The sequence below is a fragment of the Pseudomonas sp. Irchel 3F3 genome, from assembly GCF_900187545.1.
GTDB lineage: Bacteria > Pseudomonadota > Gammaproteobacteria > Pseudomonadales > Pseudomonadaceae > Aquipseudomonas > Aquipseudomonas fortuita.
Window position 1 is genome coordinate 119,391 of the sequence record NZ_FYDS01000015.1, and the last position, 14,987, is coordinate 134,377.

Genomic DNA, 14,987 nt, shown 5'->3' on the forward strand with positions numbered 1-14,987 from the left:
CGCCAGCGAGGGAACTCCGATCCGGGGAGGCGGTGGTCGGTTCAAGGGTTTGTGCCCGCCCTACAGCGCGTTATCGCGAGCACTGGGTAAGTCTAGATCTTCTGCCCGCACGCAACGGGATCCCGACCACATAGCGGCTCAATTCATCCATCAGGTAACAAATCCTAAACAACACTGTGACATTTTTTTTCAGCTTTCCTATCAAGGAGCTGAACGATGAAAGTCACGGTTTTCGGTACCGGCTATGTCGGCCTCACCCAGGCAGTGTGCCTGGCGCAGGTGGGGCACTCGGTGTTGTGCATGGATGTCGACGCTGAGCGGGTCGCCACCCTCAATGAAGGCCATTGCCCGATCTTCGAGCCCGGCCTTGCGCCGATGCTGGAAAAAAACCTGGCTTGTGGCCGCCTGCGCTTCACCACTGACGCCAGGGCAGCAGCCAACTACGCCAGGCTGCAGTTCATTGCAGTCGGCACACCGCCGCAAGCCGATGGCAGCGCTGACCTGAAGCAGGTGTTCGCCGTGGTCGACAGCATTCTCGAACACGCTGACGGCGCGGTGATCGTCAACAAGTCCACCGCGCCGGTCGGCACGGTGCACCGCATCAAGTCGCGCATAGCCCAGTCCGTCGCCGCCCCCGCTCGCTTCCAGGTAATCAGCAACCCGGAGTTTCTCAAGGAAGGCTCGGCCGTGGACGACTGCATGCGGCCGGACCGCATCATCATCGGCGGCGCCGAACCGGCCGAGGTGGAGTTATTGCGCGAGCTGTACCTGCCGTTCAGCCGCAACCGCGAAAAACTCATGATCATGGATGCACGCAGCGCCGAGCTGACCAAGTATGCGGCCAACTGCATGCTGGCGACCAAGATCTCCTTCATCAACGAAATCGCCAACCTGGCCGAGCACCTGGGGGCCGACATCGAAATGGTGCGCCGCGGCATCGGCTCCGATCCGCGCATCGGTTACGACTTCATCTACGCCGGCTGCGGCTTTGGCGGCTCGTGCTTCCCCAAGGACCTGCAAGCCCTGCGCCGCAGCGCCGAGGCTGAAGGCTTCGAGGCGCAGTTGCTGCGTGCGGTGGAGTCGGTCAACGAACATCAGAAGGGTCGGCTGTTCAGCAAGATCCAGCGGCATTATCCCGATGGCCTGCGGGGCAAGGTATTCGCCCTGTGGGGCTTGTCGTTCAAGCCCAACACCAATGACATCCGCGAAGCCTCCAGCCGAACCTTGCTGGAAGCGCTGTGGGCTGCTGGCGCGCGAGTACAGGCCCACGACCCGCAGGCGATGGACGAAATCCTTCGGCATTACGGCCTGCGCGCCGATTTGCAACTGGTGCCGTGCAAGGACGATGCACTGGAAGGCGCCGATGCGCTGGTCATCGTCACCGAGTGGCAGGACTATCGTGTGCTGAATCTGGACAAGGTGCAGGAGCTGTTGGCCGATCGAGTGGTGTTCGACGGCCGCAACCTGTTTGAACCCGAGCACATGACCGCCGCCGGCCTGACCTACTACGGTATCGGCCGCGGCCAGGTGCAGCCAGCATGCCCGTACTGATTACCGGTGTGGCCGGCTTTATCGGGTTCCACGTCGCGTGCCGCCTGTGCGAGGCTGGCATCGAGGTGATCGGCATCGACAACCTCAATGCCTACTACAGTGTCGAGCTGAAACGGGCGCGCCTGCAACAGCTGTCCAGCTTCGCCAATTTCCGCTTCCAGCCCCTCGACATCGCCAACAGCGTCGACCTGCAACAGCTGTTCAGCGGGCAGGCGTTCAGTGAAGTGATCCACTTGGCGGCCCAGGCCGGGGTGCGCTATTCGCTGGACAACCCCGGCGCCTATGGCCAGGCCAACCTGGTCGGTTTCCTCAATATGCTCGAAGCCTGCCGCCAGCAACCGCCGCGCCACTTGATCTACGCCTCCAGCAGCTCGGTGTACGGCGCCAACGCCAAGCTGCCGTTCAGCGTCGACGATCCGGTCGAGCAGCCGGTGTCGCTCTATGCCGCCAGCAAGCGCGCCAATGAACTGATGGCGCACAGCTATGCGCACCTATATCGCCTACCGACCACGGGTTTGCGCTTTTTCACCGTCTACGGTCCTTGGGGCCGCCCCGACATGGCGCTGTTCAAGTTCACCCGCGCCATGCTCGAAGGCCGCCCGATCGAGATCTACAACAACGGCCTGATGGGGCGCGACTTCACCTACATCGACGACATCGTCGAAAGCATCCTGCGCCTGCGCCTGAAGCCACCACAGCCTGCCCACGGGCGACCGCCCTGCCAGCTGTTCAACATCGGTCGCGGCCAGCCGGTGCGGCTGCTGCATTTCGTCGAGTGTCTGGAGGACGCCTTGGGCATCAAGGCCCAGCGCGACTACCTGCCACTGCAAGCGGGAGACGTGCTGGAGACCTGGGCCGATGTGGGCTCGCTGGCGCGCTGGGTCGACTTCACCCCGGGCACATCGCTGGAACACGGCATTAACGCTTTCGTTGGCTGGTACCGGGATTTTTACCGGGTTTGAGCCGCGCACTCACAACAAGACCACAGGTAGCCTCATGACAGATCCACTTGACCTCTCGGTACTGATCCCCGCCAGGAACGAGGTCGACAACCTGCCATCATTGTTGATGGAAATCCGCGCCGCACTGGCCGCCGAAGACTATGAAGTACTGGTGGTCGATGACGGCAGCAGCGATCGCACCCTGAGCGTACTTCAGCAACTGAAAAGCCAGGGTTACACGCAGCTGCGCATACTGCGCCACGAACGCTCGCTGGGCCAGAGCACCTCGCTTTGGCACGCCGCGCAGGCTGCCCGCGGCCACTGGCTGGCCACCCTCGACGGCGACGGCCAGAACGACCCGGCAGACATCCCTGGCATGCTCGACCTGGTGCGCGCCAACCAGGCATTGGCCGGTGGCGTGAAACTGGTCGCCGGGCACCGCGTCAACCGCCGAGACAGCGCGAGCAAGCGCTGGGCTTCGCGTGTTGCCAACGGCTTGCGCAGCCGCCTGCTCAAAGACGCCACGCCAGACACCGGCTGCGGGCTGAAGCTGATCGAGCGCGCAGCCTTCCTGCGCCTGCCTTACTTCGATCACATGCACCGCTTCATCCCGGCCCTGATCCTGCGCCACAACGGCCGCATGCTGGTGCACCCGGTCAACCACCGACCACGCCATGCCGGGGTGTCCAAGTACGGCAACCTGGACCGCGCCCTTGTCGGCATCCTCGACTTGTTCGGGGTGTGGTGGCTGATTCGCCGCACCCGCCTGGGCAGCCGCCCGCAGGAGTTTGAAGGATGACCCGCGAAACCCTGTGGCTGATCATCGGCTTCGCCGGTCAGGCGGTGTTCACCGGGCGCTTCGTGCTGCAGTGGCTGTACAGCGAGTTCAAGCGCCGCAGCGTGATCCCGGTAGGTTTCTGGTATCTGAGCATGCTCGGCAGTGCGCTGCTGCTGACCTACGCCATCTACCGCCAGGACCCGGTGTTCATCATCGGCCAGAGTTTCGGCTTTCTGGTCTACCTGCGCAACCTGCAACTGATCGCCCGCCACCAGGAACAGAAGGAATAGCCCTTGCCGAGGTTCAAGACGCTTGGGGCCGAACGCCTGGCCCTGATTGCCCTCGCCGTAGTGTTGGTGGGTGCAGGTATCGGCTGGCGACAGCCGATGAATGTGGATGAAGAGCGCTTTCTCGGCGTAGCCCTGGAAATGCTGCAAAGCGGCAACTGGTTCATCCCCCACCGGGCAGCGGAAATCTACGGCGACAAGCCGCCGCTGTTCATGTGGACCGTGGCCCTGTTCAGCCAACTGACCGGCTCGCCCAAGGTTGCCCTCTACCTGCCCGGGTTGATGTCGGCGGCAACCATCACCTGGGTGCTGCACGACCTGGGGCGGCGCCTGTGGAACCGGCGCATTGGCGTGATCGCCGCCTTGCTGTTCCTGGCCACCTACCAGAGCTACAGCATCCTGCGCACCGGACAGATCGACAGCTTCCTGTGCCTGTGGGTGGCGTTGGGTTTCTATGGCATGGTGCGCCACCTGCTATTGGGGCCGGCGTGGGGTTGGTTCTACCTGGCCTGTGCGGCCATGGGGCTGGGCATCATCAGCAAAGGCGTGGGCTTTGTCCCGGCGCTGATGCTGCTGCCCTATGCCTGGGCGGTGCGCCAAGGCTGGCACGGCGTTGTGGCCATGCCTGGCCAGGGTTGGCGCTGGAGCCTTGGGCTGCTTTGCCTGCTGGCCGGTTGCGCGGTGTGGCTTGTGCCCCTGCTGATGTCGATCGCCCAGGGCGGTGGCGCAGCGGAGCTGGCCTACCTCAAGGAAATCTTGCTGCGCCAGACCGCCAGCCGCTATACCAATGCCTGGGACCATCGCGAGCCATTCTGGTACTTCTTCGTCAAGGTCATTCCCAAGTACTGGCTGCCGCTGGTGCTGGCCCTGCCTTGGCTGGTACCGGCCTGGCGACGCCAGCTGCAAAAGCGCGACGGGCGCTTCTTGCTGCTACTCGGCTGGGTGGCGTTGGTGCTGCTGTTTTTCAGCCTCAGCAGTGGCAAGCGCAAGTTGTACATCTTCCCAGCGCTGCCGGGCCTGGTGCTGGCCATCGCCCCGTTGATACCGTGGCTGCTCAAACGCTGGTTGCTGGGCCGGCCGGCCTGGCGCAAAGCCTTTGTCGCCGTGGCCCTGCTATGGTTCGCGCTGTGGTTCGCCCGCGGCTTCGTCGAGCCGCTGAAGGAGGGCCGCAACCCGCATGAGACGCTGATGAGCGAAGCGGCACGCGCCACCGGCGGTGCCGAGCTGGTGCTGGTCAACTGGCGCGAAGGGCATTGGCTGTTTGCCCGACAGCCCATCGTGCATTTCGGCTTTACCGGACAATCCAGGGCGGATGCGGCGGTCTATTGGCTGCGCCACAACCCCACCGCCTTCGCCCTGATCCCGGCCTCTGAACTGGGCCGCTGCTTCAGTGCCGACAAGGCCCGCAAGCTTGGTGAGACTTCGCGGGCTGAGTGGTATGTAGTGCGTGCCGATGCCGACAACGGCATGTGCCAAACCACTCCCCCGAGTCACGTCTACCGCTTTGCCTGGGCAGACGCGCCCGTGGCTCGTTAAAACCTGCGCCCCGCCGTGCTACGGCGCAGCGGTGCCGGCTGGCGGATCGAGTTGCAGCACCTCGTTGGTGTACGCCCACTCCTTCAATACCTGGTCGGGGTGGTCGTTCAGGCGCGTTCCGTAGGACGGGATGATCTGTTTGATCTTACCCTGCCATTGCGGCGTTGCTACCTTGTCCTTGAACACCTTGTTGAGCACATCGAGCATGATCGGTGGCGCGGTCGAGGCCCCCGGCGAGGCACCTAGCAACCCGGCGATGCTACCGTCCCTGGATATCACCACCTCCGTACCGAGCTTGAGCACGCCACCCAATGCCTCGTCCTTCTTGATGATCTGTACCCGCTGGCCCGCCTGCCACAGCCGCCAGTCTTCCTTCTTCGCCTCGGGGAAGTAGGTGCGCAGCGCTTCGAAGCGGTCATTGTCAGATTGCAGCACCTGGCCGACCAGGTACTGCACCAGGTCAAACTCGCGTACCCCTACCCGTACCATCGGCCAGGCGTTGTGCACGCTGGTACTGGCAAGCAGGTCGAGCAGCGAGCCTTGCTTGAGGAACTTGGTCGAGAAGGTGGCGAACGGCCCGAACAGGATCATGCGCTTGCCATCGAGCACCCGGGTGTCCAGGTGCGGCACCGACATGGGTGGCGCACCGGTGGCGGCAATGCCGTAGGCCTTGGCCATGTGCCGCTGGGCGATGGCCGGGTTATCAGTGACCAGGAACGAACCGCCGACCGGGAAACCCGCATAGTCCTTGGCTTCGTCGATACCCGACTTCTGCAGCAGGGGTAACGCCGCACCGCCGGCACCAATGAACAGGAATTTGGCGTCGGTGGCCGCCTTGCTGCCATCGTTGAGGTTCTTGTACTCGACATGCCAGGAACCGTCGCCGTTACGGGTGATTTCCTGTACCTCGGTGGACAGCTTGAGATCGAAGTTCGGCCGGGTCTGCAGATAGCCCACATATTGCCGGGTAATCTCGCCAAAGTTGACGTCGGTGCCAATCGGGGTCCAGGTTACCGCCAGTTTCTGGTTTGGGTCGCGCCCTTCCATCATCAACGGTACCCATTTGCGGATCTGCTCATGGTCCTCGGAGTACTGCATGGGCTTGAACAACGGGCTGGCCTGCAGCGCTTCATAGCGCTTCTTCAGGAAGCGGATGTTGTCGTCACCCCAGACGAAACTCATGTGAGGCGTGGTATTGATAAACGAATGCGGGTTCTTCAAAACCCCCTGTTTGACCTGCCAGGCCAGGAACTGGCGGGTGATCTGGAACGACTCGTTGATCTCCACCGCCTTGCTGATGTCGATCTTGCCGTCTTTTTCCGGGGTGTAGTTGAGTTCGGCCAGGGCCGAGTGGCCGGTGCCTGCGTTGTTCCAGCCGTTGGAGCTTTCTTCTGCCACCTTGTCCAGGCGCTCGACCATTTCCATTGACCAGCCCGGCTCCAGTTCGTTGAGCCAGACCGCCAGCGTGGCGCTCATGATGCCACCGCCCACCAGCATGACATCGACCTTCCTGGTTTCCGCAGCCTGGGCGTTGAGCATGCCAAAGGCCAAGGCCAGCCCGGCCAGTGCCAGCTCCGGCTTCAGGGTAATTTTCATAACCTTTTCCGCGCCTCGTTGCTATCCGAAAGTCCAGCCTCAAGCTTAGCTGACGGATTTAGTCGGGCATGGCTTACGCACAACCACTTGCAATCAGTCACGTCTCAAAATACTGTATGAATATTCAGTACGCAGAGATAGCCCCATGCAACTCATCGCCAAACTCGGCATCCTTGCCGACGCCGCCAAGTACGACGCATCCTGCGCCAGCAGCGGTGCGCCCAAGCGCAATTCGCGCGGCGGCGACGGCCTGGGCGCCACCAACGGCATGGGTATCTGTCACAGCTACACCCCCGACGGCCGCTGCGTATCGCTGCTCAAGGTATTGTTGACCAACTTCTGCCTGTACGACTGCCAGTACTGCGTGAATCGCCGTTCCAGCAACGTCCCCCGCGCGCGCTTCAGCCCTGAGGAAGTGGTACGCCTGACTCTGGATTTCTACCGACGCAATTGCATCAGCGGCCTGTTCCTCAGCTCCGGCATCATCCGTTCGGCGGACTACACCATGGAACAGCTGATCCGCGTAGCTCGGCTGTTGCGCGAAGAGCACAACTTCCGCGGCTACATTCACCTCAAGACCATCCCCGATGCCGACCCGCTGCTGATCGAAGAGGCTGGCCGACTGGCCGACCGCCTCAGCGTCAACATCGAACTGCCCACCGAAGCCAGCCTCAAGCGCCTGGCGCCAGAAAAACACGCGCATACCATCCGTCAGGCCATGGGCGTCATTCACCAGGGCCAGCAAGCCGTGGCCAACGAACCCAAGGCCCCGCGCTTTACCCCTGCCGGGCAAAGCACCCAGGTCATCGTCGGCGCCGACAGCACCGACGACAGCACCCTGCTGCGCAATGCCGAGTCGCTGTACCAAGGTTACGGCCTGAAGCGCGTGTATTACTCAGCCTTCAGCCCGATCCCCGACAGCCCGGGCAGCGTGCCCCTGGCTGCCCCACCGCTGCTGCGCGAGCACCGCCTTTACCAGGCCGACTTCCTGCTGCGTGGCTACGGCTACAAGGCGGGTGAGCTGCTTGGGCAAAGCGGCAACCTGGCGCTGGATATCGACCCGAAGCTGGCCTGGGCGCTGGCCAACCGTGACGTTTTTCCGCTGGATGTAAACCGCGCCGAGCCTGCGCTGCTGGCGCGCATTCCCGGTATTGGTCTGCGTAGCGTGCAACGCCTGGTCGCGCTGCGCCGGGAACGGCGAATCCGCTATGACGACCTGATCCAGTTGCGCTGCGTGCTGGACAAGGCGCGGCCGTTCATCGTCACCAGCGATTACCGCCCAGCCCAGGGGGAGCTGCGCAGCGGCTTGCTGCGGGCACGTTTGCGGGAGCCGCAGGCACCCGTGCAGATGGGGTTGTGGGGATGATGGCGCTCAACTGCGATGACCGGTTCGTCACGTGGCGGGATCAGGCCCGTGTGTTGCTCGGGCATGGCATCGACCCTTCGCAAGTCACCTGGTCACAAGGCCCGATGGCAGACCTGCTGGCAGTGCCTGCGTCGCCCCCCGAAGGCCCTGGCCCTTTTCGCGCCAAGGTGCCTGCCGCGCTGCTGAACCAGTTGGAGCAGGCTGCGCGTTACTGCGGCGAGCAACGGTGGAACCTGTTGTACGAAGTGCTCTGGCGGGTGGCCCATGGTGACCGCACGGCCATGCTGGCGGGCGACCGATTGGGCAGTGAACTGCAACGGCGCATCAAGCAAGTCAGCCGAGAGGCGCATCACCTGCATGCGTTTGTACGCTTCGTGCCGTTGCCAGAAGCGTTGGCAGAACGGCTGCAACTTGATCTGGTCGCCTACCACGAACCGGCGCATGACATTCTGGAGAGTGCCAGCCCCCATTTTGCCGATCGCCTGGGGCGTTTGCGCTGGTTGATCGCCACACCACAGGATGGCATTCGGTTCGACGGACAGGTGTTCGATTACCAACGTCGGTGCCCCGAGCGCTGGCAGCAATGGGCGCGCAACGCTGAAGACCCAGGTGCCGAACTATGGCGCACCTATTACCGCCATACCTTCAACCCCGCCCGCCTCAACCCCGATGCCCTGCGCCTGCACATGCCCGGGCGGTTCTGGCGGCATTTGCCGGAAGGCATGCTGATACCGCAACTCGAAGGCCTGGCCCGCCAAGGCAAACAGCGGGACGGCCAAGCCCTTGAAATTGCCGCCAAACCCGGCAAACAGATCAACGCGCCAGCAGATAGCTGAAAAACTAACTGTCTCACGTTGTCTTGCATGGCGTCCTAAGGATTGCACGATCACTGTGGGAGCGGGCGAAGCCCGGGCCATCCACCGCGTTGCCTGCTGGTACGGCGCAAGTCCAGGTCACACACCATCTTTGTGGGAGCGGCTTTAGCCGGGAATACCGGCGTAGCCGGTGCCATCCACTTCAATTACCTGCTTCACAAGCCCCTCTTACAGCAGCCACCCAGCATCCCCTTCCTCAAGCACACCACCGTGATCCGTCCGGTCGCCTTTGCGGGCCACCGCCGCACCTTCGATCAGGAAATGCCCGGCCCCACTCTCTATCACCGCGCCACAGGTGGTCCGGTCACCTACCCTGGCGACCGGCCTGCCGTTAAACGTATACGTAGCGCTCCCGCTTTCGACCTGGTTTACCCCATGCAGCGGACAGTTGTGTTGGTGGCCTACAAGTACAACCGGATTCATAGGGCTTCTCCTTCAGACGGTGCAGTACGGGATTCGCGGTCAATGTCCGCTGGCCATTCAACCTTTGGCGCCAGGCAGTGCATGTGGCTCAGACCATCGTCGTCGTTCCAGTCGCGGGGTGGGTGCACGAACTTTGGCAAGGCTTCGGGGCCTTGTTGCATGAACAGCCGGGCGATGGCCCAGTAGGCTTCACCCTTGTATAGGTTGGAGGCGAACTCCACGCGATCGATGACTTCGTTGGTTTCCGGGTTGCGGACCGACAGCTTGACATTTTCGATAAGGCCGCCGTGGCCGGGAGCGTAGACGCGGTAAACTTCCGCGGTTACGTCGTCCCAGTTGTAGGCGACAGGTTTTACACCCCAGTGCTTACGGCTGAACAAGTAAACGTAGTGGTATCGGAATTGATAGAAATAGACCTTCCGCCGCAGACGATTAAAGCGAATGGGCTCGTCTCTTGGCAGCATCAAATCTAACTTCACAACCGAAAACACACCTCCAAACCAAACAAGAGGTCCAATAATCAGTATAACGTACATCATCCATTCACGCGTCCAGCCATAACTCAAGACAGTCCAGTACAACCACAGCGTCAAACCAAAAAAGAACAGTAATGCGGGAATACCGAGCAAGGCAAGAACGCCACGCAATATTAGAGTGGACCTCGATAACTCCAGATAGACATCGTCAATATGGTTCGGCGACGGGCTGATATCCTCCAGATTGAAACGGGGGACTGTTTCTTCATCCACATGCGGCAGATCATGGCTCCAGCCCAATTCTCGCTTCCATAAAACTCTTGACTCACGCTCAATCATTCTGCCTCCGGTTACATACCTCGGCATACGCACTGTCTCTAGTACGATCTGGCCAAAACATTACTAGTAATGTCGCTGCTACTACGGAGTGACTTCCTATCGTCGGCAGAAGCTCAACAACTCCAGAAATCTCTAGACTCGTTAACTCTTGATCACCTGCTACCGCGATATGCAATTTTTTTTCAAAAGCGATATCACTCTTGTAGTCGGGAAGGCGCGGTGAAGAAAATTCAGAATAGTTAACCGATTGGGAAACAGCACTAGAATAAGCATGGCACTCTTCACCAACAAGGATTTCCCCGCCGGAAAACTCTGGAAAATCTCCATCTCCATGGCGATGCACTATCAAACTCCAGCTATACGCAGAGTCATTTTCCCTATACTTAGGCAAGACGATCTGAAATTTCAGTTTATGCTCTACTTCTAACCCAACCAACCCACCTATCCGAGGCACTGTCGGGTTGGTTATGAGGCTTGACTCAAAGTGCAGCTTAGCTTGCATACCCAGCGTTGCAGCATTGAGCTCGGCAAAAGCTATATCCGCATATTCTGGAGTGTCCCAATGAATAATAGGCGTTTCATCTGCTTTTCCAAAGCAGCATCGCCTTGCCCAACGCTCCAGTAGGTCTGATTCATTTCTTTCAGCTTGTTTGCTCGCCGTATATGCTAACAGCACCAGTATCACAGCAATACCTAATGGGCCAAGCAGAGAAGCATTGAATACCGCTCCTGCAAAGAAAATGGCTCCGGTCCCAAAAGTCGCTGCAGAGAAATAGAAATACGCCATCGCTACACTGTCACCCGCTGCAGTAGCGCGTTTAGCAGATGAAATAGCCTGAGCGGCTTCGATAAACCCAGCAACAGAGCTTACTACCGCCCCCAGCCTTATCAAGGCCCCTCCAGTGGCTACAGCGGCTTTGGTCCACGCCCCCCCCATTCGGCCAGCAGTTGACCTCAATACAAGTCCAACCACCTCAAGTTGCCCTCCCAACAGTCCCAATTGCGAACCTTGCAATGCCAATTTTGCTTCGTAAGCCTTCGGCCCAATCTCCGCTTCCGCTTTTTCCTGATTCCTGCTCAGAGCGTCATGCTGCAAATACAAGCCACCTATAGCCAGCAGCAACTCCCAACTGCCTGCCGCTCCACGCAAGCCGCTAAAACCAGTTCGCACCAACTGCGCCGCCTGCTGGGAAGTAATACGCATGCCCTGCAACACCTTTCGCGCATTCGACTCGAGCGTCCCCGCCGCGACCGAGACCTCCACCAAGGTACGCTGCGCCAAGCTGCTTGCCTGAGTTACCTTCATGTTGGCTTCCTCAAACAACCGACCCTGCACGTCCGCCGCGGTACCCTCGACCCACACCGAGACACTAATCATGGTGTTGGTAAACCGCGGGTCCAGCACGGCCAGGCTCATCAACCCGTGCTGGATGATCGGCCGCACCTTGTTCCAGGCCTTGGTCGAATGAATGTCGATGTCAGCGATGTTGCGATGCATCCGGTCCCTGGCCTCGGCAATCGAGGCATTGGCCTTGTGCTGCAATTCGCGTAAATGGGCACTCTGCAGGGCGTAGTACTCGCCCAGCTTCATCTTCACTTCCAGCTCGATGAGGTGCACGCCGTTGTACAGGAACTGGGTTGCACTGTTCAGGTGCCGCACGGCGGTCTGAATGCCAGGTGGCAAATTGGGCGACAAGCGTTGGCTAGCGGCGTTGAGCGCGCCTTGGGTTTCGGCAATGGCCTGCTTGAGGGTGTTGCGCATGCGCAAGCCGGCATCGTCGCTGGCGATGATTTTGCTCAGCATCGAGTAAAGCTTGTCGCTGTCATTCCAGTTGATGGTTTCGGCAGCAGAAAAGCTGGGAAGCAGGCCAGCCAACAACGTACGGTCGCGCATCAGCAATGCGCGGTAGGGTGGGCTGTCTGGATCCTCTAGCCATTTCAGCCAGAGGGTTTCGCTGGTGCCGGCCGCAGGAGCCGCGCCAGGCACAATCGCCTCGGTAATCCCGCCACCCAGGCACAGCGCCATGGTCTTGGCATACGCTACGCCAGATTCACGATGATCGCCGTCGTAATCATACTGCTCGGCCACCTTGAACATGGGCGTGTCGAATAGCGCGGCGTAAGCACGGGCGTCCTTGTCGATGAAGCGCTGGAACTCGGCTTCCTGCTGGTCATACCCGGCCTGGAACGCCGCCCGTTGCGGTTCGTGGTAGCGCTGTTCGAGTTTATCGTCGCTGTCCTTCATCGCTTGCTCGACCATGCGCGGCCGCTCTACCGTCGGATCAACCGGTACAAACGGCCCTCTACCCGCCATCGGCTCCAGCGAAGGCACCTTCTGCGCCGCCCACTCCCGCTGCGTGGCGCGAATGGCCTGCAGGATCTGCGAAGTCTGTAATTGGTAGGCGCGCATGGGGTCCTCACGCCAGAGCTGACGCTTCACCACCCAGTTCAGGCGCTGATGGTTGAACTCTTGAATCAGCCCAACGGTATCGTCGAGCACCACCGCCAGCACGCCGTTCTCCAGCGTGTGCCGGGTCATCGCGTTGACCAGATAGCCCCGCATGGCAAACCGGCGCAGCCAGCGGCTGTGAAACCCATGTGCACTGTCGAACGGTGAGCAGCCGCGCTGTGCGTACTCGAACACCTCCTTGTCGACCTGCAGGTTGTCGGGCGTCATGGCAATGCCCAGCAATTCAGGGTTGTTGCGGGCTTGGGTCAGGTCGACCCCCTCGAAGCGGTGCGCGGGCGCCTGGCCCTTCTTGTAGGCATTCAGCACGCTGACCGGCCAGGCATCGCTGGAGAAGGCCAGCCAGGCTGTGCCATACCGGTCGGTATCAATGTTCAGGAAGGCAGAAGGGATATCGTGGTTTTCATTCACGCACTTTTCAGGCAGCGATGCGGGCAGGCCGTCTGACGGTTCATAGGGGTTGAAGCGGCGCAGGTGGCCCTGTTCGCTGACTTCGTAGGCATGCCAGACCTGCTGGTCCAGCAGCACATACAGGTAACCCATGCGCAAGGTGCGCAGGCCCATCTTGGCTGTAACGTGCAGGCTACCGGCGACGGTGGTGACGCAACCTGGGCGCGCATCCGGCACCAAGGCGCGGCGCAGCGGCAGGATCGGCAGGCCCTGGCGCTCGCAGGACATGCACTGGTCGTGCGGCAGCCCGGTTTCGGCTGCCGCAATGGCGATACGTTGGCTGAGGGTCATAAGCGCCTCTCGGCTTCAGGTAGGGGATCGATCAGATGGCACCATTGCGCCTCGGAGTAGCGGGCGAGCATCGGGGCGAGCGGTCGGTGATCGCCGACGGCGGCGTCTACCATCCTGCGCACCGCGGCAACGGTATGGAGCCTGGGGTGGATGCACAGGTGATGGAGGGCAAACACCACAATGTCTTCCTGTGTGCTCAAGCCCAGTCTGCGAGCGTCATCGATATGGTTGGATGCACGCACGGCGGCAAATGGCGGTATCTGGCAATGGCTCGCGTCCTGCGAGCCCGCGCGCAACACTCTCCACATAGCCAGCACTTGCTCGATCAACGGCACGTCATCCTGGATGCGCCGGGCAGGCCCCGGCAAAGGATGGCGCTGCCCGCTTTGCCCTTTCAGGCTCGACAATCTGCCGCCACTGCTCAGGAACAGCCAGTTGCTGACCGGCCACCACGGGCCTTGCTCGACCCGTTCGAACGTTGCTGCAAGCAATTCCAGGCGAACAGGTTCGTAGACCGGATAGAAGCTGAACGCCCGCTCGGCATTGGGTATTCGACACAGGGCCGAGACATGGGCGGCTAGGGTGACCGGCGCAGCCTCACTGAACAGCCAGCCGCTCAGGTAGCGACGGCGCTGATGCAGCCCTCTTTGCGCTGTGCGCGCGGTCAGCTCCAGCAGCGTGCGGCTGGGCATCGCTCCGGGTGAGGCCAGGCATACCAGCACCGGGTGCAGGTGGGGTGCATGGGCCAGATCGGCCCTGTGCACTCGGGTCAACGCGGCCTCGCCCAACGCTTCGCGCAGTTGTGCAAGCAGTGCATGGTCGCTTCTACCCGCGATGGCAAGGGGGTCTATCAGTACATGACAATGCAGGTGCGCCGCATGGTGCCCTTCTATGATGTTGGCCAAGGCCTCGCTACTCATCACGACTTGGCCTCGCACTGGTTGCTGGCGTCAGGCGTAAGCTCAAGTGGCTCGCTACTGGCGTTCCCTTCGCCAGTCGCCTTGGTCTGCCCCTGCAGGTCGAGTGTCAAGCCGCTGATGGTAATGCCCTGGGCATCCAGCACGATGCTGGCGCCAGGGCTTCTGAACTCGATGCGTTCACTGGCCAGCAACTGATAGACCGTCGTGCGTTGTTGCACCCCCTGCCCGACGCTGATCGATTGAGCCCCTTTGATCACAAGCTCGCTGTTGTTGCCGATGACAACCCGCTGGTTGGCCCCCGTTGTCTGGCTGCGGTTGTTGCCCACTTGTTCGTTCAGGTCATGCTTGATGTCCACACGGCTGTTTTGCCCAATGACCTGGGTATGGTCACGGGCCGTGTCCTGGCGGAAGTTGCTGCCGATGCTCAGTTGCTCATCATTACCGACCTGCTCCACGCGATTGCGCCCAATAGTCGTGGTTTCGTCATTGCCCACCACATTGACCTGGTTCCTTTGGGCATGGATGAACACTTCTTCCTTGCCCAGTTCATCCTCGAAACGCAGCTCGTTAAAACCATCGCCCTTATGGGTCTGGCTCTTGATGGTCATCCGCGTCTTGTGCTTGGGCAGGTCATACGGCGGCAGCTGATTGCCACAGTAGGTGCGCCCGGTGATCATCGGCTGGTCCGGGT

General features: G+C 61.0%; 12 protein-coding genes and 1 pseudogene. 7 read left to right on the top strand and 6 right to left on the bottom strand.

All coding sequences use genetic code 11. From position 1 onward, the window contains the following. Positions 1 to 216 precede the first annotated feature (216 nt). Genes CKW35_RS25605 through CKW35_RS25625 form a run of 5 tightly spaced genes read left to right on the top strand, consistent with a single transcriptional unit; the run spans position 217 to position 5,093 of the window. Complete coding sequence (locus CKW35_RS25605; protein ID WP_095117166.1) at positions 217 to 1,551, top strand: UDP-glucose/GDP-mannose dehydrogenase family protein; 1,335 nt, start codon at positions 217 to 219, stop codon at positions 1,549 to 1,551. Beyond that, entirely contained in the window at positions 1,539 to 2,513 is a 975-nt protein-coding gene (locus CKW35_RS25610; protein ID WP_023048172.1) for an NAD-dependent epimerase/dehydratase family protein, read from the top strand. The genes CKW35_RS25605 and CKW35_RS25610 overlap by 13 nt, the downstream gene beginning before the upstream one ends. Before the next feature lie 34 nt (positions 2,514 to 2,547). Further along, positions 2,548 to 3,291: a glycosyltransferase family 2 protein gene (locus CKW35_RS25615; protein WP_016486576.1), complete on the top strand. Its 744-nt coding sequence runs from the start codon at positions 2,548 to 2,550 to the stop codon at positions 3,289 to 3,291. Next, the gene (locus CKW35_RS25620; RefSeq protein ID WP_016486575.1) at positions 3,288 to 3,560 is read left to right on the top strand and encodes a lipid-A-disaccharide synthase N-terminal domain-containing protein; all 273 of its coding nucleotides are present in this window, start codon (positions 3,288 to 3,290) and stop codon (positions 3,558 to 3,560) included. Before CKW35_RS25615 ends, CKW35_RS25620 begins: the two co-directional genes overlap by 4 nt. A 3-nt stretch (positions 3,561 to 3,563) precedes the next feature. Then, positions 3,564 to 5,093, top strand: coding sequence for a glycosyltransferase family 39 protein (locus CKW35_RS25625; RefSeq protein WP_060516585.1), 1,530 nt, complete (start codon positions 3,564 to 3,566; stop codon positions 5,091 to 5,093). Positions 5,094 to 5,111: 18 nt separating this feature from the next. Here CKW35_RS25625 and mqo read toward each other — a convergent pair whose 3' ends face one another. Continuing rightward, positions 5,112 to 6,689 carry a malate dehydrogenase (quinone) gene (mqo, locus tag CKW35_RS25630; protein ID WP_095117168.1) on the bottom strand — a complete coding sequence of 526 codons (1,578 nt, stop codon included), beginning with the start codon at positions 6,687 to 6,689 and terminating at the stop codon, positions 5,112 to 5,114. A gap of 145 nt (positions 6,690 to 6,834) precedes the next feature. Here mqo and CKW35_RS25635 point away from each other — a divergent pair, with 145 nt between their 5' ends. Next, entirely contained in the window at positions 6,835 to 8,055 is a 1,221-nt protein-coding gene (locus tag CKW35_RS25635; RefSeq protein WP_016486573.1) for a putative DNA modification/repair radical SAM protein, read from the top strand. Continuing rightward, on the top strand, positions 8,046 to 8,891 hold the full coding sequence (locus tag CKW35_RS25640) for a TIGR03915 family putative DNA repair protein (protein ID WP_095117170.1): 846 nt from the start codon (positions 8,046 to 8,048) through the stop codon (positions 8,889 to 8,891). Before CKW35_RS25635 ends, CKW35_RS25640 begins: the two co-directional genes overlap by 10 nt. A 207-nt stretch (positions 8,892 to 9,098) precedes the next feature. Here the strand turns inward: CKW35_RS25640 and CKW35_RS25645 are convergent, their stop codons facing one another. The 5 genes and pseudogenes from CKW35_RS25645 to CKW35_RS25665 form a co-directional block, all read right to left on the bottom strand. Beyond that, complete coding sequence (locus CKW35_RS25645) at positions 9,099 to 9,353, bottom strand: PAAR domain-containing protein (protein ID WP_016499958.1); 255 nt, start codon at positions 9,351 to 9,353, stop codon at positions 9,099 to 9,101. Continuing rightward, positions 9,350 to 10,168 (bottom strand): DUF6708 domain-containing protein, encoded by an 819-nt coding sequence (locus tag CKW35_RS28705; protein ID WP_224372510.1) that lies wholly within the window; start codon positions 10,166 to 10,168, stop codon positions 9,350 to 9,352. The genes CKW35_RS25645 and CKW35_RS28705 overlap by 4 nt, the downstream gene beginning before the upstream one ends. Further along, entirely contained in the window at positions 10,161 to 13,376 is a 3,216-nt protein-coding gene (locus CKW35_RS25655) for a T6SS effector BTH_I2691 family protein (RefSeq protein WP_095117172.1), read from the bottom strand. The genes CKW35_RS28705 and CKW35_RS25655 overlap by 8 nt, the downstream gene beginning before the upstream one ends. Then, the gene (locus tag CKW35_RS25660) at positions 13,373 to 14,296 is read right to left on the bottom strand and encodes a hypothetical protein (protein ID WP_095117174.1); all 924 of its coding nucleotides are present in this window, start codon (positions 14,294 to 14,296) and stop codon (positions 13,373 to 13,375) included. The genes CKW35_RS25655 and CKW35_RS25660 overlap by 4 nt, the downstream gene beginning before the upstream one ends. Then, positions 14,296 to 14,987, bottom strand: a pseudogene (locus tag CKW35_RS25665) (type VI secretion system tip protein VgrG); the annotation flags it as partial. The gene CKW35_RS25660 and the pseudogene CKW35_RS25665, both read right to left, overlap by 1 nt.

Excerpts from the sequence above, each read along its gene's own strand:
- mqo (WP_095117168.1), bottom strand. The coding sequence starts at position 6,689 with ATGAAAATTACCCTGAAGCCGGAGCTGGCACTGGCCGGGCTGGCCTTG.
- CKW35_RS25660 (WP_095117174.1), bottom strand. The coding sequence starts at position 14,296 with ATGAGTAGCGAGGCCTTGGCCAACATCATAGAAGGGCACCATGCGGCG.
- CKW35_RS25615 (WP_016486576.1), top strand. The coding sequence starts at position 2,548 with ATGACAGATCCACTTGACCTCTCGGTACTGATCCCCGCCAGGAACGAG.
- CKW35_RS25620 (WP_016486575.1), top strand. The coding sequence starts at position 3,288 with ATGACCCGCGAAACCCTGTGGCTGATCATCGGCTTCGCCGGTCAGGCG.
- CKW35_RS25605 (WP_095117166.1), top strand. The coding sequence starts at position 217 with ATGAAAGTCACGGTTTTCGGTACCGGCTATGTCGGCCTCACCCAGGCA.
- CKW35_RS25645 (WP_016499958.1), bottom strand. The coding sequence starts at position 9,353 with ATGAATCCGGTTGTACTTGTAGGCCACCAACACAACTGTCCGCTGCAT.
- CKW35_RS25655 (WP_095117172.1), bottom strand. The coding sequence starts at position 13,376 with ATGACCCTCAGCCAACGTATCGCCATTGCGGCAGCCGAAACCGGGCTG.
- CKW35_RS25635 (WP_016486573.1), top strand. The coding sequence starts at position 6,835 with ATGCAACTCATCGCCAAACTCGGCATCCTTGCCGACGCCGCCAAGTAC.
- CKW35_RS25610 (WP_023048172.1), top strand. The coding sequence starts at position 1,539 with ATGCCCGTACTGATTACCGGTGTGGCCGGCTTTATCGGGTTCCACGTC.
- CKW35_RS28705 (WP_224372510.1), bottom strand. The coding sequence starts at position 10,168 with ATGATTGAGCGTGAGTCAAGAGTTTTATGGAAGCGAGAATTGGGCTGG.